Consider the following 21,415-nt stretch of genomic DNA (forward strand, 5'->3'; position numbering starts at 1 on the left):
GATGGGTGCGCTGCTACTGGCCGGGTGTGCCCAGGCCGGCCCGACCGCGGCCTCTCAGATGGCGGCTGGATATCCAGTGACCGTGCAGAATTGCGGTAGGCAGGTGGTGATCGACGCACCGCCGCAGCGGGCAGTCTCGCTCAACCAGAGCTCCACCGAGATCCTGTTGTCACTGGGCTTGGCCGACCGCATGGTCGGCACCGCCACCTGGACCGATCCCGTCCGATCCGACCTGGCGGCCGACAACGCCCGGGTGCCACGCCTCGCGGTGAACAAACCGTCTCTGGAGAGTGTGCTCGACGCCGAACCCGATCTGGTGACGGCCTCCTTCGGCGGAACCCTCGGGCCGGGTGGCGTCGCCGACCGGGATCAGTTCGCGCAACTCGGTGTCCCGACGTATCTCGCGCCCAGCGACTGCGAAGGCAAGACCTCGGTCAACGGTGACGGAGCGCGGAGCGCAGCGTTCACCATGGATGCGATCTACACCGAAATCCGGGATCTGGCAACGATCTTCGATGTCGCCGACCGCGGCGATCAGCTCATCGCACAGTTGCGTCACCGGATGGCCTCGGCCGCCGAGACCGAAAACGACATCGATATGGCGTTCTGGTTCTCCGATATCCGCGCCCCCTACTTCGCCGGCTGCTGTGGATCGCCCGGGGTGATCGCCGGGACGGTCGGGGCGCGCAACGTGTTCGCCGACACCACCGACGAATGGCCGCAGGTGAGTTGGGAGAGTGTGGCCGACCGCGACCCGGATGTGTTGGTGCTGGCGGACCTGAGCCGACGCACGATCGACGGGGACGCGCTGACGACCAAAATCGAGTTCCTGGAATCGAATCCGCTGACCCGGGGACTGACCGCGGTGCGGCAGCGTCGCTACATCGTGGTCAACGGGGCCGATCTCAACCCGTCGATCCGCACGGTGGACGGGGCCGAGAAGGTGGCGAAAGGCCTGCGGGACCTCGGGTTCGGTTCACCGCGGTGAGCGTGCGCACCGGGTGGCTGGGCGGGCTGTGGGTTGGCGGCCTCCTGCTGCTGGTGTTTTCGGCTGCGGTGGCCATCACCATCGGGCCCGCCGCACTGTCGGTCGCAGACGTATACCACATCGTCGGCGACCGGCTCGGCCTCGGCCAGTCAGGGGCCACCCGACTACAGGAGAGCATCGTCTGGCAACTGCGGCTGCCCAGGGTCGTGCTCGCCGCCATCTGTGGCGCCGGGCTGGCGTTGTGCGGGGCGATTCTGCAGTCGCTGCTGCGTAATCCGCTGGCCGACCCGTTCGTGCTGGGGGTGTCCTCGGGCGCGTCGACGGGTGCCGTGCTGGTAGCGGTGCTTGGTGTCGGCGCCGGCACGTTGAGCCTGTCCGGCGGCGCCTTCATCGGCGCGGTGGTGTCGTTCGCCGTGGTGCTGCTGCTCGCCTACGCCGCCGGCGGCGGGACGGACCGGGTGGTACTGGCCGGAGTGGCCGGGACCCAACTGTTCTCGGCGCTGACTTCCTTCATCGTGTTGTCGTCGGCGGACGCCGAGCAGACCAGGGGAGTGTTGTTCTGGCTGCTGGGTTCGCTGGCCGGAGTGTCGTGGTCCGACGTGCTCCTCTGCGCGGGTGTCGTCGGGGTCGGGTTGGTGGTGTGCCTGGCCTTCGCGCGCACTCTCGACGCCTTCGCGTTCGGGCAGGATGCCGCTGCAACCCTGGGCGTTTCGGTGACCCCCGCGCGCATCGTGTTGCTGGTGATCACCGCGCTGATGACCTCGGCCCTGGTCAGTGCGGCCGGCGCGATCGGGTTCGTCGGGCTGGTGCTGCCGCATGCCGCACGATTCGTCGTCGGGCCCGGCCATCGGCGTCTGCTGCCCACCGCGGCGATCTTCGGCGCGGTCTTCATGGTGTGGGTGGACACCTTGGCCCGGACGGTGTTCGCGCCGCAGGAGTTACCCACCGGGGTGGTCACCGCTCTGCTCGGGGTGCCCGCCTTCGCGTTGATCCTGCTGCGGCGCAAGAAGGTTGACCGATGACCCTGCGGGCAGATGAGGTGCGTTGGACCCGGTCCGGCCGGGTCGTGCTCGACGGGGTCACGGTGGATCCGGCTCCCGGAAGCACGGTCGGGTTGTTGGGCCCTAACGGGTCCGGCAAGTCCTCGCTGCTGCGACTGCTGGCCGGCCTCGATCGGCCCGACTCAGGCGCCGTGCAGCTCGACGGTCGTGATCTGCACAGGATGTCGCGGCGCGCGGTGGCGCGACGGGTGGCGATGGTCGGCCAGCACGCGGACACCGACCTGGACATCGCGGTGCGCGATGTGGTCCGGCTGGGGCGGATCCCGCACAGCTCGGTGTTCGGCGGTGGTGGCGACGACACCGTCGCGGTGGTGGCCGCCCTGTCGGCCACCGGTCTCGACGGTATGGCCGACCGCCTGTGGCACACCCTCTCGGGCGGGGAGCGTCAGCGCGTGCAGATCGCTCGGGCTCTCGCACAGGAGCCCAGCGAGTTGCTGCTGGACGAGCCGACCAATCACCTCGACATCGCGCATCAACTGGAGATCCTGGCGCTGATCCGCACGCTCGACGTCACCGCCGTGGTGGCCCTGCACGACCTCAACCTCGCGGCGATGTTCTGCGACCACGTGGTGATGCTGTCGGCGGGAAGGGTGGTGGCTGCCGGCAGCCCGGTCGCGGTGCTGACCGAAGACCTGGTGGCCGACGTGTACGGCGTGCAGTGCCGGATCACGGTCGACGACGCCGGACCGTACGTCCGGTTCGTGGGAGGCCGCGGCTCGGCGGGCTAGCTCCAGGAATACTCGGCGCGCAACCGGATGGCGACCGATTCGAACCGCCCGCGGTCCAGGATCGCGCCCTCCCGGCGGATGCCCTCCTCGGGGACGTCGAGCACCCGGTCCAGCCGGACCCAGCTCGGCCGGCCGTCGTAATCCCAGGTGCCGACGCCGATGCCGATCCAGTCCGGATCGTCTCGGTGGTAGTCCTGGCTGGACAGCATCAGCCCGAGCAGGGTGCGCTGATCGCGGCCCACCACCAGAACCGGGCGGTCCTTTCCTTGGGTCGGATCGTCCTCGTAGACCACCCAGGTCCACACGATCTCGCCCGGATCGGCCTGCCCGTCCAGATCGGGCGCGTAGACGACTTTGCGGGCCCGGTGTGCGGTGGGCACGCTGTTCTTCGACACCGGCCGGCCGGCGGTGATCGCCTGGGGCGCCGGGGCGGCCGCGCCGGCGAGGACGCCCAGCCCCAGCCTGAGGCCCTGCTGAAGCCCCTGTTGGAGGCCTTGCTGCACGGTGCGGGGCACGTTGTCCGTGGTCTGTAGCTGGCGCACGAACTTGGGTGCCTCGTTGAACACCAGGTTCTCGGCACCGTCCATCACGCCCTTGAGAACCTGTTGGAACGCCTTCCACTGCGACGCCATGGTGTCGAGCATATGCGAGGGGACCCCTGGCGATTGTGTCGCGACGGTGGTTGCTCGATACCCTTAGGGGGCACAGCACGTGCTGGACACCCACGCTCACCAGGAGATTCCCATCAGCAGCTTCGCCGACAAGACGTTCACTGCGCCGGCGCAGATCAGGAACTTCTGCATCATCGCCCACATCGACCATGGCAAATCGACGCTGGCGGACCGGATGCTGCAGCTCACCGGCGTCGTCGACGACCGGTCGATGCGGGCGCAGTACCTGGACCGGATGGACATCGAGCGTGAGCGCGGCATCACGATCAAGGCACAGAATGTGCGCCTGCCCTGGAAAGTCGGCGATGAAGAGTTCGTGCTTCACCTGATCGACACCCCCGGCCACGTCGACTTCACCTACGAGGTGTCCCGCGCCCTGGAGGCCTGTGAGGGCGCCGTGCTGCTGGTCGACGCCGCCCAGGGCATCGAGGCGCAGACGCTGGCCAACCTGTACCTGGCGCTCGACCGCGACCTGACGATCATCCCGGTGCTCAACAAGATCGACCTGCCCGCCGCGGATCCCGAGCGCTACGCCGGTGAGCTCGCGCACATCATCGGGTGCGAGCCGTCCGACGTGCTGCGGGTGTCCGGCAAGACGGGCGAGGGCGTGGCCGAACTGCTCGACGAGGTGGTCCGGCAGGTGCCGGCACCGACGGGAGATTCGGACGCGCCGGCCCGGGCGATGATCTTCGACTCCGTCTACGACATCTATCGCGGCGTCGTCACCTACGTGCGCGTCGTCGACGGCAAGATCACCCCGCGCGAGAAGATCGCGATGATGTCCACCGGTGCCACCCACGAACTGCTCGAGGTCGGCATCGTCTCCCCTGAACCGAAGGCCAGCGACGGTCTCGGCGTCGGCGAGGTCGGCTATCTCATCACGGGTGTGAAGGACGTCCGGCAGTCCAAGGTCGGCGACACCGTGACGACGGCGCGGAAGGGTGCCACCGAGGCGCTGACCGGCTACCGGGAGCCCCGGCCGATGGTCTATTCCGGGCTCTATCCGGTGGACGGCTCGGACTATCCGGTGCTGCGCGAGGCGCTCGACAAGCTCCAGCTCAACGACGCGGCGCTCACCTACGAGCCGGAAACCTCGGTGGCGCTGGGCTTCGGGTTCCGCTGCGGATTCCTCGGGCTGCTGCACATGGAGATCACCCGGGAGCGCCTGGAACGCGAGTTCAACCTCGATCTGATCTCCACCGCGCCCAACGTGGTCTATCGCGTTGTCAGAGACGACGGCTCCGAGAGTGTGGTCACCAACCCGTCGGACTGGCCCGAGGGCAAGGTGCGCGAGGTCTACGAGCCGGTGGTCAAGACCACCGTGATCGCGCCCAGCGAGTTCATCGGCACCATCATGGAACTGTGCCAGTCTCGGCGCGGTGAGCTCGGCGGCATGGACTACCTGTCGCCCGAGCGCGTCGAGCTGCGCTACACCATGCCGCTCGGCGAGATCATCTTCGACTTCTTCGATTCGCTGAAGTCCCGCACCCGCGGTTACGCGAGCCTCGACTACGAGGAGGCCGGCGAGCAGATGGCAGATCTGGTCAAGGTCGACATCCTGCTGCAGGGCGAGGCCGTGGACGCGTTCAGCGCCATCGTGCACAAGGATTCGGCGTCGGCGTACGGCAACAAGATGACCACCAAGCTCAAGGAGCTCATCCCGCGCCAGCAGTTCGAGGTGCCGGTACAGGCCGCCGTGGGGTCGAAAATCATTGCCCGCGAGAACATTCGGGCAATCCGCAAGGACGTGCTGTCCAAGTGCTACGGCGGTGACATCACCCGTAAGCGCAAGCTGCTGGAGAAGCAGAAGGAGGGCAAGAAGCGCATGAAGACCATCGGTCGCGTGGAGGTTCCTCAGGAGGCTTTCGTCGCGGCGCTGTCCACCGATGCCGCTTCGGACAAACCCAAGAAGTAGCCGCGCCCGGGATAGCTTCGTGCTGAGCGCAACCCTCGGCTCTTGCTGATGACCGTCGTAGTGTCGCCGGGGTGTCCAGAGAGCTGCATCTGCTGGCCTTCGGCAATACCCGGTCTACCGGGCCGTGGCGGCATCCCGATATCGACAACAGCACTGCCGGGGTACTCCGGCGACTGATCAGCTATGCGCAGACCGCCGAGGCGGGCACCTTTGACGCGCTGTTCTTCGCCGACGGCCTGAACTACGGTCCGCCCGCGACCTGGCCGTACAAGGTCACCGAAGACTTCGAACCGCTCACCGCGACGGCCGCGCTGTCCTCGGTCACCGAGCGGATCGGACTGGTGGTCACCGGATCGGCCACCTTGGCCCATCCGTATCATCTTGCCCGCCAGCTGCTTTCCCTCGACCACCTGAGCGGTGGACGCGCCGGCTGGAATCTGGTGACCAGCTTCGCGCAGGCCGCGGCCGACAACTTCAGTGCCCGCGGTGTGGTGGCCCACGACGAGCGCTATCGCATTGCCGAGGAAGCGCTCGAGGTGGTGCGCAAGCTGTGGGACGGTTGGGGCGAGGACACAATCGTCGCAGACCGTGCGGCGGGGATATTCAACGACGTCAACAGAATCCAACCGACCGATCACCACGGCCGCTACTTCGACGTGGCCGGTCCGCTGGGCGCGGCCCGGTCGGCGCAGGGGCAGCCGGTGCTCTTCCAAGCCGGATCATCGGAAACCGGAAGGGGCTTCGCGGGCCGCCACGCAGAGGTGATCTTCACCAGCCACGGCAACCGGGCGCGGGCGCAGGAGTTCTACACCCAGATCCACGACGAGGCACGGCGGTTGGGCCGGGCCGGGCCGCCCCTGATCACGCCGTCGCTGCGGTATCTCGTCGGTTCCACCGAGGACGAGGCCCGGCGCGCGCAGCAGCAGGAGTACGAGTACTTCAGCCCGCAGTACCAGGCTGGTTGGCTGCTCGAGGTCGATGTCGACGTCACCGGTGCGGACCTCGACGGTCCGGTTCCGGAGTCGGCCTTCCCAGCCCACACCGAGACCCATCAGACCGCATTGGCCGGCTACCGGCTGCTGGCAACCGACGGGAATCCAACGGTGCGAGAGTTCCTGTACCGCACGGTCAACGGTTGGGGTGCGGCCGTGGTGGGCACCCCCGAGCAGATCGCGGACGAGATCGAACAGTGGTTCACCACCGGCGCCGCCGACGGATTCGTGCTGCGGGACTCCGGATTGCCCGGTCAGCACGAGCTTTTCGTCGAACAGGTGGTGCCGGTACTGCGCAAGCGCAGGCTGTTCCGCCACGAATACGCCGGCACGACCCTGCGGTCCCACCTGGGGCTCGACGTCCCGCCGCGGCGCCTGTGATGACCGAACCGTATGTGTTGTCGGCGTTCACCATGTCGACGGTGTCGCATGGCAATTTCGGGTTGTGGCGTCATCCGCAGGATCGCACCGCCGACTACACCGACGTCCGGTACTGGGTGGATCTGGCGAAGCTGCTCGACGACGGCGGATTCGACGTGCTGTTCATCGCCGACGCGGTCGGGCAACTCGACGTGTTCGGCGGAGATGCCAGTGCCGCGCTGGCGCGGGCGGTGCAGACGCCGGTGACCGATCCGCTGTTGGCGGTGTCGGCGATGGCCGCGGCGACCCAGCGTCTGGGGTTCGGTATCACGGTGTCGACCACCTACGAGAGCCCGTACCTGCTGGCCCGCAAGTTCAGCACGCTGGACCATCTCACCGGCGGTCGGATTGGCTGGAACATCGTGACTTCTCTGTTGGACAGCGCGGCGCGCAACATCATCGGCCGTGACCGGCAGATCCCGCACGACGAGCGCTACGCAATGGCCCAGGAATTCGTGGAAGTGACCTACAAGCTCTGGGAAGGTTCGTGGGAGCCCGGCGCGGTGCTGCGCGACGCGGAGCGAGGGGTATACACCGACCCGGCGAAGGTGCACGACATCGGCCACCATGGGCATTACTTCACCGTGCCCGGGGCACACCTGGTCGAGCCATCGCCGCAACGTACGCCGGTGCTCTTCCAAGCCGGCACCTCGCCGGCCGGGCGGGAGTTCGCCTCCCGCAACGCGGAACTGGTGTTCGTCAGCGATCCGCGGCCCGAGGTCCTGCGCAGTCACATCGCCGACATCCGTCGCCGGGCGGCCGGACACGGCCGCGACCCGCAATCGCTGAAGTTCATCACCTCGGTCGAGATCGTTACGGACAGTACCGATTCGGCGGCTCAGGCCAAGGCGCGCGAGCTTGCCGACTTTCACGACCTGGAAGGCGGGCTGGTGCTGTTGTCGGCACTGTCCGGCGTGGACTGGTCGACCTACGGCGTCGATCGCCCGATCCGGCAGTTCGACACCGACGCGAGCCGCTCCATCCTGGCCGCAGTCAGCGACTCTGGTGCCCGTGAGCGCTTGACGCTGCGGGATTACGTTGGGGGACTGGGCGGATTCGGTGGCGAGTTGTTCGTCGGGTCGGCCGTCACCGTGGCCGATGCCCTGGACGCCTATGCCGACCGGACCGGGGTGGACGGGTTCAACATCGCCTATCACGTCACGCCCGGCAGCTTCGCCGACATCGCCACTCACCTCATCCCCGAGCTGCGCCGGCGCGGTCGCGCCCGCGAGCTCGGCGACCCGACCACCTTGCGGCAGAAGCTGTTCGGCGGAGGCGACGGATTACTGGCCGCCGGGCACCCGGCCGCCGCATACCGCAGGAATTCCGTTCATTCGCAATAGAATCCTGTCGATTCCATAGCTGACGACGCGAATCCGATTGCGGCAGTGTGGCAACACATACCGACATCTCAACCACCCGTACCGGTTCACGGACGGGAGGCGTCGCGGTCAGAAAGGGACTTAGCCGTGACTACTACAGACGACCCGAAGGCGCACCCGACGGCGGATGCCGCAGGCCGCACCCTGATCGCGGCCGAATCGACCGGACTGGAATCCGGGGCGCTGGGCCCCTGGGGCGTGTTCGCCCAGGGTCTGGCAGCCGCCGCCCCCAGCGTGGCCCTGGCCGTCGTACCGTTCTCGCTGTTCGTGGCGGCAGGCAAAGGTGCGGCATGGGCCGCCGTGATCGGCCTGTCCATCGTGGTGCTGGTGGCCATCACGATCAGTTTTCAGGCCAAGCGCACGGTGTCTTCGGGCTCGCTGGGAACCTACACGGGTAACGGTCTGGGCCCTGGTTTCGCCTTCGCGGCCGGGTTCAGCCTGCTGTTCGGCTACATCGGTTTCGCCACCACCGGCACCCTCGGCGGGGTGCTCTACCTCGATGCGTTCCTGGAGTCGATCGGCCTTGGCTCGCAAGCGGTCTGGTTCCGGCTGCTACTGGTAATCGTGGTGGTCGGCGTGGCGGTGTACCTTCCGTATCGCGGGGTGTCGCTGGCCGCCAAGTACGAACTGGCCTTCGAACTGCTGGCCATCGCGTCGATCCTGGTGATCATCGTGGCCTCCTACGTCGGCTACGGATTCCACATCGACTGGGAGCAGTGGAATCCTCAGCATCTCGGGTCCAGCGCGACCTTCATCGCGGCGGTCACCGCGGTGGGTTCCTACGCCGGTTTCGAGAGCGTCGCCTCGCTCGGGGCCGAGGCCAAGGACGCGCACCGCAACATTGCCCGGTCTCTGCTCCGCGTGGTGCTCCTGATCGGTGCGCTCTACATCTTCGCGACCTACCCGCAGATCCTGCACTTCGGTGAGATCGACGGTGACAAAGCGGTGCTGCCGCAACTGGCGTCCAGCGTAGGGGTGGAATGGGTGAACCAGATCGTCAGCGGCGCCGTCGCGATCGCGTTCATCGTGTTCGTCACCGCGGTCACCACGGCGGCGTCCCGATCGCTGTTCACGTTCGCGCACGAAGGCGCGCTGCCCAAGGTGTTCACCAAAGTGCACCCGAGCTACAAGACACCGTGGGCGGGTGTGGTGTTCGTCGGGATCCTGGCCCTCGCGTTCTCGACCACGGCCACCTTCAGCTCCGCGGGCCGGCTGGTATTCGACGTCTACGGCGGCTATGTGGCCAACTGGGGCTTCCTGGTGAGCTACCTGCTGGTGGTCATCGCGACGCCGATCTGGCTGCGCAAGATCGGCGCTCTGACCCCGGCACGGCTCGCCGTCGCGGTCGCGGCCACCATCGGTCTGGGATATGTGATCGTCAGCAACTTCTATCCGGTACCCGAGTTCCCGTTCAACATCCTGCCTTTCGTGTTCGGGGCCATCCTGCTGGCCGGACTGTCCTGGTACTGGTACCTCAGGCGGACCAGGCCCGAGGTGGCCAACCGGATCGGCAGCATCCAGACCCTGTCCGAGGACGAGCAACAGCGGCTGGCCGCCGAAGGAATCGGCGAGGTGCTTCAGCAGTCGCACGCGACACTGATCGATGAGGACCGGAAATGACGCTCACCGACCAGGCTTTGGCCACCGGCTGGACCGTGGAACCGGTCACCGCCCACGACTATCCACTGATCGCGGATTTCCTCGCCACCACGCCGGGCCTGCGGGGACGGAAGTTCGCCGCCGATTCGCGCGACGTCGCCGAGCAGCTCGCCGGCGTGTTCCCGGGGTCGGCAGTGGTCCTGCGTAGTGACTCGGCCGACGTGCTCGGGTACGCGGCGCTGTACCAGCCGGACGGGGCTGAACCGGAAGTGTTGGGAGACTTCGTGTTCAGCCCGACGGTGGGCCAAGTGCCGGTCGGTGCGATCGTCGACGACAGCGTCGATCGGTTCCACCGGGTCGCTACCCGTGGCGCATATCTAAGGGTGTATATCGGCGCTGATCAGCCGGCGGCGATCGAGGCGCTGGTGCGACGCGGCGCTCGTCAGGAGCGGCAGTTCGTCGCGACCAGAAAGCCGTTGCTCGGTGAGGATCCCGCCGCGCTGTCCGCCGCGCACATCGACGGCCTGACGATCCTGTCCTGGCCCGAGGTGACCTCGGGCGGATTCACCGAGCAGGTGCGGCAATTGCAGTTCGACACGTTCAGCGAGCATTTCGGGAACATGTCGAAAACCCCGCAGCGCTGGGAACATCACCTGCGCAGCCGGGCGTTCAATCCGGACTTCAGCATCGCCGCGGTCAACGACGACGGCGTGGTGGTCGGCTACGTGCTGGGATCGACCTACACGGTGGGCACCGGAGCCGACGAAGAACGCAGTGCGCACACCGATTACATCGGGGTACGCCGCGACCTGAGAACACGCGGGACCGGGGAACTGTTGTTGCGCAAGATCTGGCTGGCCGCATTGCGGCGCGGGTTCACGGTCGCGTCGCTGGGTACCGACATCGACAACGCCAGCAAGGCCCACGAGCTGTACCGCCGCTTGGGGTACCTGGCGGTCCGGGACCAGTACGCATACCGCATCGATCACGACGGGAGCATCCGATGAGCAGGGCAGGCATCTATCTGAAGCGGCCGTCCGGATACGACGCCGAGTTGCAGTCGGTGTTCCGGCCGATCTTCGACCGGATCGCGGAAGGCAACGTGGCGCGTGAACGCGATCGGACGTTCCCGCATGAGCAGGTGCGGTGGCTCGTCGACGCCGGGTTCGGCACCTTGCGGATCCCCGCGGAGCAAGGCGGTTTCGGTGCCTCGCTGGAGCAGACCTTCCTGTTGCTGGCGGAACTGGGGGAGGCCGATGCCAACGTCGCCCACATCTGGCGCAACCACCTGGCCTTCGTCGAGGACCGGCTCAACGCCCCGGTGACCGAGGACAACAACACCTGGATCAAGCGTTTCCTGGCGGGGGAGTTCGTCGGCGGCGGCTGGACCGAGGCCAACAATGTCACGCTGGCCAACCTGACCACCACGGTCACCACGCAGGGCGACCACTGGCTGGTCTCGGGCGCGAAATACTATGCGACAGGCAGCCTTTACGCCGATTGGCTGGATGTACTCGGCCGCGGCGACAACGGCGAGCTGTGGACCGCGCTGGTGCGTGCCGAGGATCCGGGGGTGACGCTGGTCGACGACTGGCGGGGGTTCGGGCAGCGCACCACCGCCAGCGGTTCGGCGCGGTACGACGGGGCCCGCGCCGAACCGGGCAATGTGTTCCCCGCGGCCGAGCGGTTCAGCTACCAGGCCCACTTCTATCAGATCGCGATGCTCGCCGTGTTGACCGGAATCACCCGGGCGGTGCACCGTGATGGGACGGCTGCGCTACGGCGGCGCACCCGCAACTATCCGCAAGGCCTTGCCGAGGTGCCAGCTGAAGACGCGCAACTGTTGCAGGTGATCGGGGAGATCTCGGCCGAGGCGTTCGGTGCCGAGGCGGCACTGGGGTTGAGTGCGCGCACCCTCGACCGGATCGTTGCGGGCCGGCTGGCCGGCAGCGACGACCATGCCCGCGAGCTGCTGATCGACGCCGAGGTTGCCGTCGCACAGGCACAACTGGTGATCATCGGATCGGCGCTGCGGTCCACCACCAAGGTGTTCGATGCACTCGGGGCCTCCGGCGTGTCCGAAGAGCTTGGCCTGGACCGGCATTGGCGCAACGCCCGCACATTGGCGTCCCACAATCCCGTGGTCTACAAGGCGCGCATCCTGGGGGACTGGTTCGTCAACGGCAAGGACCCGGTCGCCGATCTGGTCAGCCGCGGCCGCGGCGGCCAGGGCAACTGAGGCGTCGTCAGTCGACCTGCAGCACCGCCTTGCCCGCGACCTTGCGGTCGAGCAGGGCCTGTGCGGCGGCGGCGATGTTGCCCCACGTGTCGCGAAGACCGATCTGCGGGTCGAGCTCGCCGTCGGCCACCAACGTCAGCAGATAGTCCAGATCAGCTTGGAACGGTGCCCGAACGGTGAACGGCTCCAACCGTTTCCGGTTGCCGAGGCGACGCTCGGCCTCGAAGTCGATGGTGGTCGGTTCGTTGGATGCCATCCCGATGGACTGCACCGACCCGCCGTCGGACACCAGGCTGAAGGCCTGAGCCAAGAGCTTTCCGCCGACGTTGTCGAGGACGCCGAACACCGGCTCGGTCAAGCCGTCGAGCCCCACCACGACCTCGGCCGCGCCCAGTTCCTCCAGGCCGTCACCGCGTCGCGCACTGCCGACCGCGGCGATCACGTGCGCCCCGGCCCGTGCGGCCAGCTGCACCGCGAATCGGCCGACGCCTCCGGACGCACCGGTGATGAGGACCCGGCGGCCCACCACCGGGCCGAGGGCACGCAGCGCCTGCAGGGCCGTCACGCCGGCCACCGGAAGGGCCGCACCCTCCTCGAATTCCACGAATTCGGGAAGCTCGGCGAGATTCTCGGTGGAGACCGCGCGGCGCTCGGCCCAGCCGGCCGCTCCGCTGAAGCCCACCACACGCGTCCCGACAGCCGGTCCGGTCCCGTCGGCCGCGGCCCTGGCCACGATCCCCGCGCTGTCCCACCCCGGCACTTCGCCGGGACGGCGCATCTGATCGATGAAGTGCACCTCGCCGAAGTTCAGCGCGATCGCATGCACGTCGATCAGCGCCTGAGAGTCGGCGACCGAAGGTTCGGCCACCTCGTCGAACCGGAGGTTTGCAGGAGCTTGCGGGTCGTAGACGAGGGCTCGCATGAAGGGGCTAACCCCGAACGGTTTGGCGCTATTCCCTCCCATAGGGTGGCGCACGTGAGCCAGAAGGACCGCATCCGCTGGGACGCGGCCTATGCCGACCGGGAGCCCGACCGGGCGCCGGCGCTACCCGAAGTGTTCAGCGGCCACGCCGATCAGTTTCCCGCGTCCGGGTCGGCCCTGGACATCGCGTGCGGAACCGGCCGGGCCGCGGTGTGGCTGGCTCAGCGCGGGCTGACCGTTTACGGCATCGACGTCTCTGCCGTGGCGATCACCCAGGCGACGGCGACCGCCGCACATTACGGAGTGGCTGATCGCTGCCGATTCGATGTCGTCGACCTCGACGGCGGCCTACCCTCCGGGCCTCAGGTCGACGTGGTGCTGTGTCACCGCTTCCGCGACCCCGGGCTGTACCCGGCCCTGGCGGCCCGCCTACGGCCGGGCGGCCTTCTCGCGATCTGTGTGCTCAGTGAGGTCGGCGCGGAGGCGGGCCGATTCCGGGCCGCGGCGGGTGAACTCGAGGCGGCCTTTGCCGGTCTCGAGAGGCTCGGCGCGGCCGAGGGAGACGGCCAGGCCTGGCTGGTGGCCCGGGCACCCGTTACTGCGCGTTGACGGGAACCCGCCGGGCCTGGGCCAGCAGCTCACCCCAGGCGTTGAACGCCTCGGCATATTCAGCCGTGGTGCCTGAAGTGCCGCCAGCGAGGTCGACCAATGCCCTTGCGATGCTGCCGATTCCGATACCGGTGCGCTGGACCACCCGCACCAGTTCGGCGAAGGCCTGATCGGGCGCGCAACCGCGCAGGGCGACCAGAACACCGATCGCCACGTCGATCTTGATGCGTGAAGTGTCGTCTGCACGGAGGCGGTTGTAGCTCATGACCTGATGGTGCCGGGCCGCCCACCCCGGATCCAGAGATCCGCGCACGCTGATTGTGTCCGGCGAGATGTGGCCGGTCGGCGACAATAGCCATATGTCCCACCGCACCGTGATGGTAGTTCTGGCCACCGTGGCATTGCTGACGGCGGGATGCGCGCAGATGGTCAACGGTAATGCCGTGCGAGCGCAGGACTCCGTCTCGGTGGTCGACGAGCCGCTCACCGAGTCCGGACTCGAGGATGTCCTGATGTCGCCCGAGGAGGCGGACGAGATCATCGGTGTGACGGGCCTGGAACCGATGAAAACCCGCGACATCAGCGACACGATGAACGTCAACCGCAACAAATTGTCTGAGGAAGATTGCCGCGCAGCGGTTTTCGGGGCCCAGGAGGCGGTATACGCGGATTCAGGATGGACCGCGGTGCGTGATCAGGTGCTGACCACACCGGATTCCAGACAGAGCGTGGAACAGACGGTGGTGCTGTATCCGTCGGGCGATGAGGCTCGCCGATTCTTCGACTCGTCGCGGCAATCGTGGCAGGAATGTGCCGGACGCACGATCTCCATCGGTACCGGAGATGCGGCGACGCACTGGGACATCGACGATGTCGTCGCCGATAGATCCCTGTTCACTCAGTTCTCGACCGAACAGCAACAGACCGAGTGGCCGTGCGATCACGCGCTGGCGGTGGCCGCCAATGTCGTCCTCGAAACCTGGGCGTGTGGGGTGGGGATCGGTGGCAGCCAGGCCGCTGCCCTGGCACTGCACATGGCAGACAAGGCGGCGGCCCAATAGCCGGTGCTAGGCCCTACATCGGCGCGTTGGCGGGCTGGAAGACCCCGGAACTGTCGGACTCCTCCTCGGCGCGGATGACGTGCACCACGGCGTTGATCAGGGCCAGGTGAGTGAATGCCTGCGGGAAGTTGCCCAGGTGGCGGCCGGTCCGCGGCTCGATCTCCTCGGCGTACAGGTGCAACGGGCTGGCGAACGACAGCAACCGCTCGAGCAGATGCTTGGCCCGGCTCACCTCGCCGATCTCGACGAGCGCCGACACCAGCCAGAACGAGCAGATGGTGAACGTGCCCTCTTCGCCGGACAGCCCGTCGTCGGTCTCCTCGACCCGGTAGCGCAGCACCAGGCCGTCCTCGGTGAGTTCGTCGGCGATCGCCAGCACCGTGGCCCGGACCCGCGGATCGTCCGACGGCAGGAACCGCGTCAACACCGCCAGCAGCAGCGAGGCGTCCAGCGCGTCGTCGTTGTAGCGCTGGGTCAGCACACCGCGGGCGTCCACGCCGCGGGCCAGGACGTCGGCCTTGATCTCCTCGGCGATCGCGCGCCACTGCTGCGCGTAGCTCTTCTCGCCCTGCAGCTCGGCCAGCTTCGAACCGCGGTCCAGCGCCACCCAACACATGATCTTGCTGGAGGTGAAGTGCTGCGGCTCGCCGCGCACCTCCCAGATGCCCCGGTCGGGCTCCTTCCAGTGCTTGATGGCTTCCTCGACCTGGTTCTTCAGCACCGGCCACAGCGCCTCGGGAATCTGTTCGCGCGACTTGGCGTGCAGGTACACCGAATCGAGCATGGTGCCCCAGATGTCGTGCTGCATCTGGTTGTAGGCCCCGTTGCCGATCCGCACCGGCCGGGCGTTGTCATAGCCCGAAAGGTGATGGAGTTCTTCTTCGACCAGACTGCGCTCACCGCCGACGCCGTACATCACCTGCAGCGGGTGGCGTTCGCCGTTGTTGGCACCGGACACGTCGGCGATGAACGAGAAGAAATCGTCGGCTTCCCGGTCCAGCCCGAGGGTGTACAGACCCCACAGTGCGAACGTGGAGTCCCGGATCCACGAGTAGCGGTAGTCCCAGTTACGTTCTCCCTGAGGAGTTTCCGGCAGGGATGTGGTGGGGGCGGCCAGCAGGGCGCCGGTCGGCGAGTAGGTCAGGCCCTTCAGCGTCAGCGCGCTGCGCTGCAGGTATGACCGCCACGGGTGGTCGGGGAAGTCGCCGATGTTGATCCACTGCCGCCACGACTCACTGGTCTTCCACATCTTGTCCGAGGCCTCTTCGAAGGTCTGCGGGGCGGGATGTTTGGACCAGCTCAGTGCGACGAACACGTTGTCGCCCTCGGTGAGCCGGGTGCGGGCGCGCGCCTCCCGGCCCTCGATACCGATCCGAAGGTTGGTGGTGAGCCGCATCGTTGGGTGCGAGTCCGGGTTGCGGCTGGCGCGTGCGATGGCTTCGCCGTAGGCCGGGCCGGAGTACTCCCACGAGGCGCTGACACGGTGGTAGTCGAAGGCCGGTTCGCAGTTCATCACCAGTTCGACGGTGCCGCTGACGCAGCGGACCGTGCGTAGCAGGATGTGCTCGGCGTCCCAGTCCATGGGGGTGCGCCGGTGCGTGCGTGACCGGGTGTCGATGTCGTGCCACGGACCCATCACCAGGGCGTCGCGCACGATCAGCCAACCGGTGTGGGTCTGCCAGGTCGTCTCCAGGATCAAGCTGCCCGGCAGGTAGCGCCGCGCTGAGGGAACGGTCACCCCGTAGGGGCCGAGCCGGAAGTGGCCCGCATTGCGATCCAGGATCGCGCCGAACACGCTCGGAGAGTCGGGCCGGGGGACACACAGCCATTCCACGGACCCGGCCGAGGAGATCAGGCAGGTGTTCTCGCAGTCGGACAGGAAGCCGTAGTCGGCGATCGGCGGGAAAGGGTTCCGTAGCGACGCGCCCGACGAGTACGGCACGGGCGCCGTCGCCGTGAGCGGCGCCTCGGGGGTCTTCGAGGTATCAGGGGTCTTGTCGAGTGCCGCGACGACATCCGTGGGCTCGGTGTGTTGCAGAACCATCCGCACATCATCGTGGGTGGATACGGGTGCCGTCTACCCAAGACACGCGTGTCGAACGTTACGGGTGCGACGGGATGAAGACGGGGTGCTGTGGGCGATCGCCTACGCTTGCCCCATGGCGGCAATCCTGAACTGGTGGGACGGCGTCGAACTGTGGCTGACCGGGCTGCCGTTCGTCGTGCAGACCGCGGTGGTGATGCCGGTGGTGCTGGCGTTGGCCTATGGCATCGCGGTGGTGCTCGACGGCGCGCTGGGCTGGGGAAGTATCGGGTTGCGCCGGCTGCGCCACGCCCCGGCGGACGAGGTGGAATCGGAGTGAACGGTATGCCGCGCTCACGTGTCACGTTGATCTTGATTCTGCTGGTTGTCCTGGTCATCGTGATGTGGTTGCTGACCCGCTAGCGGGGACGCCTATCGCTCGACGGGCGCGACGGCGGAATTCTGTTATTCTTCGCGCCATGCATTCAGCGTCCGGCAAGACTGAGAGCCATGTCTTGGCTCTCATTGCCGTGGGTTCGTGCGCTGTTGCAGACGTCGCCTGTTGTCGCTGACTCCAACCCGTCCGCGGTTTGGTGTCGGTGGCGGTTCTGCGCCCGGATGCTGTTCTCTTGCCTCCTCGCCTCCCTCGCCTTTCCGCATGACGGACCTCGCAATGTCCGCTGTCCGCAAGAAAGGTCCTCAGTGCCCGTTAACAAGCCCAATCTCAGTAAGTTCTGGCGTACTGCCACCGTCCTGGCCGCCACCGGCGTGCTGGCGGTCGGCTGCAGTGGCGGCGCCAGTGACGTCGCTGGCGGTGACCAAGGCGCCGCGGGCGCCGACACCACGCTGACGCTCGTCGCCTACGCCGTGCCCGAGCCGGGCTGGAGCAAGATCATCCCGGCCTTCGCCGCCAGTGAGGAAGGCAAGGGCGTTGCGGTGCGGACGTCCTACGGCGCCTCAGGTGACCAGTCCCGCGCCGTGGCCGACGGCAAGCCGGCCGACATCGTGAACTTCTCGGTCGAACCCGACGTGACCCGGTTGGTCAAGGCCGACAAGGTGGCCGACGACTGGAGCGCAGGCAATACGAAGGGCGTCCCGTTCGGTTCTGTGGTGTCATTGGTGGTGCGCAAGGGTAACCCCAAGGGCATCAAGGACTGGGATGACCTGCTGCAGCCCGGGCTCGAGGTCGTCACCCCGAGTCCGCTGAGCTCGGGTTCGGCCAAGTGGAACCTGCTGGCGCCCTATGCGGCGAAGAGCAACGGCGGCAAAGACTCCGCAGCCGGTCTCGACTTCGTGAACAAGCTGGTTACCGAGCACGTCAAGACCCGACCGGGCTCGGGCCGTGAGGCCACCGATGTGTTCCTGCAGGGCACCGGGGACGTGCTGATCAGCTACGAGAACGAGGCGATCAACGTCGAGCGGCAGGGCAAGGACGTCGAGCACGTGAACCCGCCGCAGACCTTCAAGATCGAGAACCCGGTGGCGGTCGTCAAGACCAGTGCCCACGCCGACAAGGCCAAGGCGCTGCAGAACTTCCTGTTCACCGCCGAGGGGCAGAAGCTGTGGGCCGAGGCCGGATTCCGTCCCGTCGACCCGGCGGTGGCGGCGGACTTCACCAAGGACTTCCCGACGCCGGAGAAGCTGTGGACGGTCGCCGATCTCGGCGGATGGAAAGAGGTCGACCCCGCGTTGTTCGACAAGGACAACGGCTCGATCACCAAGATCTACAAGCAGGCGACTGGATGACATCAGTAACGCAGACCGATGCAGCCGAGCCTGGTTCGGCTGTGCCCGCGCCGGGGGATTCCACCCCCGGCGCGCGGCCCGGCCGCTACGGCAGCACCTCGCTGCGCGTGGGGGCGGCCTCGATCTGGTTGAGCGTCATCGTGTTGCTGCCGTTGGCGGCGATCCTGTGGCAGGCGGCCGGCGGTGGGTGGAATGCCTTCTGGGTGGCGGTCACTTCCAACGCAGCCCTGGAATCGTTTCGGGTGACACTGACCATCTCGGCCGGCGTGACGGTGGTCAACATCTTCTTCGGCCTGGTGGTGGCGTGGGTGCTCACCCGCGACGACTTCCCCGGTAAACGGCTGGTCGACTCGGTGATCGACCTGCCCTTCGCCCTGCCGACGATCGTGGCGAGCCTGGTGATGCTGGCGCTGTACGGTCCGGCCAGCCCGGTCGGGTTGCACCTGCAGCACACCAAATGGGGTGTGGGCATCGCCCTGCTGTTCGTCACGCTGCCGTTCGTGGTGCGCTCGGTGCAGCCGGTGTTGCTCGAGCTCGACCAGGAGACCGAGGAGGCGGCCGCCTCGTTGGGCGCCAGCAATCGGGTCATCTTCGTCAAGGTGATCCTGCCGGCGTTGCTCCCCGCCCTGCTGTCCGGGGCCGGTCTGGCGTTCTCGCGGGCCATCGGTGAATTCGGTTCGGTGGTGCTCATCGGTGGCGCCGTCCCCGGTGAGACCGAGGTGTCGTCGCAGTGGATCCGGACCCTGATCGAGAACGACGATCGCACGGGCGCCGCGGCGATCTCCATTGTGCTGCTGGTGATCTCGTTCCTGGTGCTTTTCGTGTTGCGGGCGGTGGGCTCGCGTGCCGCCAAACGTGAGGAGCTTTCGGCATGACGCTCTCACCGTCGGTGCGCTACCTGCTGCGCTTTCTGGCGCTGGCCTACGTGACGGTGCTGGTGGTGGTCCCAGTCGGGTTGATCCTGTGGCGGACCTTCGGTCCGGGCGTCGGTGCGTTCTTCGCGTCGGTGGGTACACCCGCGGCCATCTCGGCGCTGAACCTGTCGCTGTTGGTGGTGGCCATCGTGGTGCCGCTGAACGTGTTGTTCGGTGTTCCCACCGCCCTGGTGTTGGCGCGCAACCGATTCCGCGGCAAGAGCGCCCTGCAGGCGGTCATCGACCTGCCGTTCGCAGTGTCACCGGTGGTCGTCGGTGTCGCGCTGATCCTGCTGTGGGGTTCTGCGGGGCTGCTGGGCTTCGTCGAGAACGACCTCGGTCTCAAGATCATCTTCGGAATCCCCGGCATCGTGCTGGCCAGCATCTTCGTCACGGTGCCGTTCGTGATCCGTGAGGTCGAACCGGTGTTGCACGAGATCGGTACCGACCAGGAGGAAGCCGCCGCGACACTGGGATCGACCTGGTGGCAGACGTTCTGGCGGATCACTCTGCCGTCCATCCGGTGGGGCCTGACCTACGGCATCGTGTTGACCATCGCCCGCACGCTGGGGGAGTTCGGTGCGGTGATCATGGTGTCCTCGAACCTGCCGGGTACCTCCCAGACGCTGACCCTGCTGGTGGCCGACCGCTACAACCGCGGCACCGCCGATTCGGTGTACGGGGCGTACGCCATCTCGACTTTGCTCATGGCGGTGGCCGTGATCGTCCTGGTTGTCCAGGTGATCCTCGACCGGCGCCGAATCAAGGCCGCGCAGTAGGCCTGAGAAGGAGACAAGAACTATGACCGACGCGATCGTGGTTCGGGGTGCCAACAAGCATTACGGCGATTTTGCGGCGCTCGACAACATCGACTTCGAGGTGCCGTCAGGGTCGTTGACCGCGCTGCTGGGCCCCAGTGGCTCGGGAAAGTCCACCCTGTTGCGCGCCATTGCGGGCCTGGATCAGCCCGACAGCGGGACCATCACCATCAACGGCCGCGATGTGACCGGGATTCCGCCGCAGCGCCGCGATATCGGATTCGTGTTTCAGCACTATGCGGCGTTCAAACACCTGACGGTCCGCGACAATGTGGCATTCGGCCTCAAGATCCGTAAGCGCCCCAAGGCCGAGGTGAAGGAGAAGGTCGACAACCTGCTGGAAGTGGTGGGGCTGGCCGGTTTTCAGACCCGCTATCCCAACCAGCTCTCCGGTGGTCAGCGTCAGCGCATGGCACTGGCCAGGGCGTTGGCGGTGGATCCGCAGGTGCTGTTGCTCGACGAACCGTTCGGGGCGCTGGACGCCAAGGTGCGTGACGATCTGCGCACCTGGCTGCGCCGGCTGCACGACGAGGTGCATGTCACCACGGTGCTGGTGACGCACGACCAGGCCGAGGCGCTGGATGTGGCGGACCGGATCGCGGTGCTCAACAAGGGCCGGATCGAACAGGTGGGGTCGCCAACTGAGGTATATGACGAGCCGGCCAACGCGTTCGTGATGTCGTTCCTCGGTGCCGTCTCCGAGCTCAACGGAATCCTGGTGCGTCCGCACGACATTCGGGTGGGACGCAACCCGGAGCTGGCCGTTGCTGCCGGCGACGGTACGGCCGAGGCCACCGGGGTGCTGCGCGCCACCATCGACCGGATCGTGATGCTGGGCTTCGAGGTGCGGGTCGAGCTGACCGGTGCCGCAACCCATGTGCCGTTCACGGCACAGATCACCCGCGGCGACGCCGAGGCGCTCGGGTTGCGGGAGGGTGACACGGTCTATGTGCGGGCCACTCGGGTTCCGCAGATCGCCGGGGGACTGCAGGTTCCGGCGAGTGACGAGGATGAGGCGCTGACCGTCAGCTAGGCGGTCAGCGTCACCCCGTCAGGCCAGGGTCAGGAACAACTTCTCCAACTCGGCGACGTCCATCGGTTCGTCGCTCTCGCCGGTGATGCATTCACGCAGACCGGTTGCCACGATCTTGAATCCGGCCCGGTCGAGTGCCCGGGACACCGCGGCGAGCTGGGTGACGACATCCTTGCAGTCGCGCCCCTGCTCGATCATGGCGATGACGCCGGAGAGCTGTCCCTGTGCGCGGCGCAACCGGTTGAGGATGGCGGCGATCGATTCCTCGTCGCAGATCATGTTGTCCCCTTAACG

Annotated in this window: 22 protein-coding genes; 17 read left to right on the plus strand and 5 right to left on the minus strand. The window is 67.1% G+C overall.

Features of this window, described 5'->3' with window-relative positions:
• Nucleotide 1: 1 nt before the first annotated feature.
• The 3 genes from AC4LGL_RS26145 to AC4LGL_RS26155 are packed head-to-tail and all read left to right on the plus strand — an operon-like array spanning nt 2 to nt 2,777.
• Nucleotides 2-988, plus strand: a complete 987-nt coding sequence (locus AC4LGL_RS26145) for an ABC transporter substrate-binding protein (protein WP_491841403.1) — start codon at nt 2-4, stop codon at nt 986-988.
• Nucleotides 985-2,010 (plus strand): FecCD family ABC transporter permease, encoded by a 1,026-nt coding sequence (locus AC4LGL_RS26150; protein ID WP_491841289.1) that lies wholly within the window; start codon nt 985-987, stop codon nt 2,008-2,010. Before AC4LGL_RS26145 ends, AC4LGL_RS26150 begins: the two co-directional genes overlap by 4 nt.
• On the plus strand, nt 2,007-2,777 hold the full coding sequence (locus AC4LGL_RS26155; protein ID WP_491841290.1) for an ABC transporter ATP-binding protein: 771 nt from the start codon (nt 2,007-2,009) through the stop codon (nt 2,775-2,777). The genes AC4LGL_RS26150 and AC4LGL_RS26155 overlap by 4 nt, the downstream gene beginning before the upstream one ends.
• Here the strand turns inward: AC4LGL_RS26155 and AC4LGL_RS26160 are convergent.
• Complete coding sequence (locus AC4LGL_RS26160; protein WP_491841291.1) at nt 2,774-3,409, minus strand: type II toxin-antitoxin system PemK/MazF family toxin; 636 nt, start codon at nt 3,407-3,409, stop codon at nt 2,774-2,776. The two genes, AC4LGL_RS26155 and AC4LGL_RS26160, sit on opposite strands and share 4 nt — an antisense overlap.
• 79 nt (nt 3,410-3,488) lie before the next feature.
• Between AC4LGL_RS26160 and lepA the strand changes: the two genes are divergently transcribed.
• The 6 genes from lepA to AC4LGL_RS26190 all read left to right on the plus strand — a co-directional run bounded on the left by lepA (nt 3,489) and on the right by AC4LGL_RS26190 (nt 11,995).
• Nucleotides 3,489-5,363 carry a translation elongation factor 4 gene (gene lepA, locus AC4LGL_RS26165; protein WP_491841292.1) on the plus strand — a complete coding sequence of 625 codons (1,875 nt, stop codon included), beginning with the start codon at nt 3,489-3,491 and terminating at the stop codon, nt 5,361-5,363.
• A 71-nt stretch (nt 5,364-5,434) separates the two neighbouring features.
• Complete coding sequence (locus tag AC4LGL_RS26170; protein WP_491841293.1) at nt 5,435-6,736, plus strand: NtaA/DmoA family FMN-dependent monooxygenase; 1,302 nt, start codon at nt 5,435-5,437, stop codon at nt 6,734-6,736.
• On the plus strand, nt 6,736-8,118 hold the full coding sequence (locus tag AC4LGL_RS26175) for an LLM class flavin-dependent oxidoreductase (protein WP_491841294.1): 1,383 nt from the start codon (nt 6,736-6,738) through the stop codon (nt 8,116-8,118). Before AC4LGL_RS26170 ends, AC4LGL_RS26175 begins: the two co-directional genes overlap by 1 nt.
• 126 nt (nt 8,119-8,244) lie before the next feature.
• Entirely contained in the window at nt 8,245-9,777 is a 1,533-nt protein-coding gene (locus AC4LGL_RS26180; RefSeq protein WP_491841295.1) for an APC family permease, read from the plus strand.
• On the plus strand, nt 9,774-10,763 hold the full coding sequence (locus tag AC4LGL_RS26185) for a GNAT family N-acetyltransferase (RefSeq protein WP_491841296.1): 990 nt from the start codon (nt 9,774-9,776) through the stop codon (nt 10,761-10,763). The genes AC4LGL_RS26180 and AC4LGL_RS26185 overlap by 4 nt, the downstream gene beginning before the upstream one ends.
• On the plus strand, nt 10,760-11,995 hold the full coding sequence (locus tag AC4LGL_RS26190; RefSeq protein ID WP_491841297.1) for an acyl-CoA dehydrogenase family protein: 1,236 nt from the start codon (nt 10,760-10,762) through the stop codon (nt 11,993-11,995). The genes AC4LGL_RS26185 and AC4LGL_RS26190 overlap by 4 nt, the downstream gene beginning before the upstream one ends.
• Before the next feature lie 7 nt (nt 11,996-12,002).
• On the opposite strand, the gene AC4LGL_RS26195 is transcribed toward AC4LGL_RS26190, so the two are convergent.
• Nucleotides 12,003-12,917 (minus strand): zinc-binding dehydrogenase, encoded by a 915-nt coding sequence (locus tag AC4LGL_RS26195; RefSeq protein ID WP_491841298.1) that lies wholly within the window; start codon nt 12,915-12,917, stop codon nt 12,003-12,005.
• Between the two features lie 54 nt (nt 12,918-12,971).
• On the opposite strand from AC4LGL_RS26195, the gene AC4LGL_RS26200 reads away from it, so the two are divergent.
• The gene (locus tag AC4LGL_RS26200) at nt 12,972-13,526 is read left to right on the plus strand and encodes a class I SAM-dependent methyltransferase (RefSeq protein WP_491841299.1); all 555 of its coding nucleotides are present in this window, start codon (nt 12,972-12,974) and stop codon (nt 13,524-13,526) included.
• Here AC4LGL_RS26200 and AC4LGL_RS26205 read toward each other — a convergent pair.
• A complete protein-coding gene (locus AC4LGL_RS26205) occupies nt 13,513-13,791 on the minus strand; it encodes an ANTAR domain-containing protein (protein ID WP_491841300.1) in 279 nt (92 codons plus the stop codon). The two genes, AC4LGL_RS26200 and AC4LGL_RS26205, sit on opposite strands and share 14 nt — an antisense overlap.
• Nucleotides 13,792-13,885: 94 nt before the next feature.
• Between AC4LGL_RS26205 and AC4LGL_RS26210 the strand changes: the two genes are divergently transcribed.
• Nucleotides 13,886-14,587 (plus strand): sensor domain-containing protein, encoded by a 702-nt coding sequence (locus AC4LGL_RS26210; protein ID WP_491841301.1) that lies wholly within the window; start codon nt 13,886-13,888, stop codon nt 14,585-14,587.
• A gap of 13 nt (nt 14,588-14,600) precedes the next feature.
• Here AC4LGL_RS26210 and AC4LGL_RS26215 read toward each other — a convergent pair whose 3' ends face one another.
• Nucleotides 14,601-16,631, minus strand: a complete 2,031-nt coding sequence (locus tag AC4LGL_RS26215; protein ID WP_491841302.1) for a glycoside hydrolase family 15 protein — start codon at nt 16,629-16,631, stop codon at nt 14,601-14,603.
• Nucleotides 16,632-16,746: 115 nt separating this feature from the next.
• On the opposite strand from AC4LGL_RS26215, the gene AC4LGL_RS26220 reads away from it, so the two are divergent.
• From AC4LGL_RS26220 to AC4LGL_RS26245, 6 genes are all read left to right on the plus strand, one after another.
• Nucleotides 16,747-16,950 (plus strand): hypothetical protein, encoded by a 204-nt coding sequence (locus AC4LGL_RS26220; protein ID WP_491841303.1) that lies wholly within the window; start codon nt 16,747-16,749, stop codon nt 16,948-16,950.
• A gap of 139 nt (nt 16,951-17,089) precedes the next feature.
• A complete protein-coding gene (locus AC4LGL_RS26225) occupies nt 17,090-17,182 on the plus strand; it encodes an Ms4533A family Cys-rich leader peptide (protein ID WP_350222992.1) in 93 nt (30 codons plus the stop codon).
• A 130-nt stretch (nt 17,183-17,312) separates the two neighbouring features.
• Nucleotides 17,313-18,356 (plus strand): sulfate ABC transporter substrate-binding protein, encoded by a 1,044-nt coding sequence (locus AC4LGL_RS26230; RefSeq protein WP_491841304.1) that lies wholly within the window; start codon nt 17,313-17,315, stop codon nt 18,354-18,356.
• On the plus strand, nt 18,353-19,231 hold the full coding sequence (cysT, locus tag AC4LGL_RS26235) for a sulfate ABC transporter permease subunit CysT (protein WP_055115489.1): 879 nt from the start codon (nt 18,353-18,355) through the stop codon (nt 19,229-19,231). Before AC4LGL_RS26230 ends, cysT begins: the two co-directional genes overlap by 4 nt.
• The gene (cysW, locus tag AC4LGL_RS26240) at nt 19,228-20,049 is read left to right on the plus strand and encodes a sulfate ABC transporter permease subunit CysW (protein ID WP_055115487.1); all 822 of its coding nucleotides are present in this window, start codon (nt 19,228-19,230) and stop codon (nt 20,047-20,049) included. The genes cysT and cysW overlap by 4 nt, the downstream gene beginning before the upstream one ends.
• A 22-nt stretch (nt 20,050-20,071) precedes the next feature.
• Nucleotides 20,072-21,121, plus strand: coding sequence for a sulfate/molybdate ABC transporter ATP-binding protein (locus AC4LGL_RS26245; RefSeq protein ID WP_491841305.1), 1,050 nt, complete (start codon nt 20,072-20,074; stop codon nt 21,119-21,121).
• An 18-nt stretch (nt 21,122-21,139) separates the two neighbouring features.
• On the opposite strand, the gene AC4LGL_RS26250 is transcribed toward AC4LGL_RS26245, so the two are convergent.
• Nucleotides 21,140-21,400 (minus strand): metal-sensitive transcriptional regulator, encoded by a 261-nt coding sequence (locus AC4LGL_RS26250; protein WP_055115484.1) that lies wholly within the window; start codon nt 21,398-21,400, stop codon nt 21,140-21,142.
• Between the last annotated feature and the right edge of the window lie 15 nt (nt 21,401-21,415).

The sequence above is a fragment of the Mycolicibacterium arcueilense genome, from assembly GCF_058536225.1.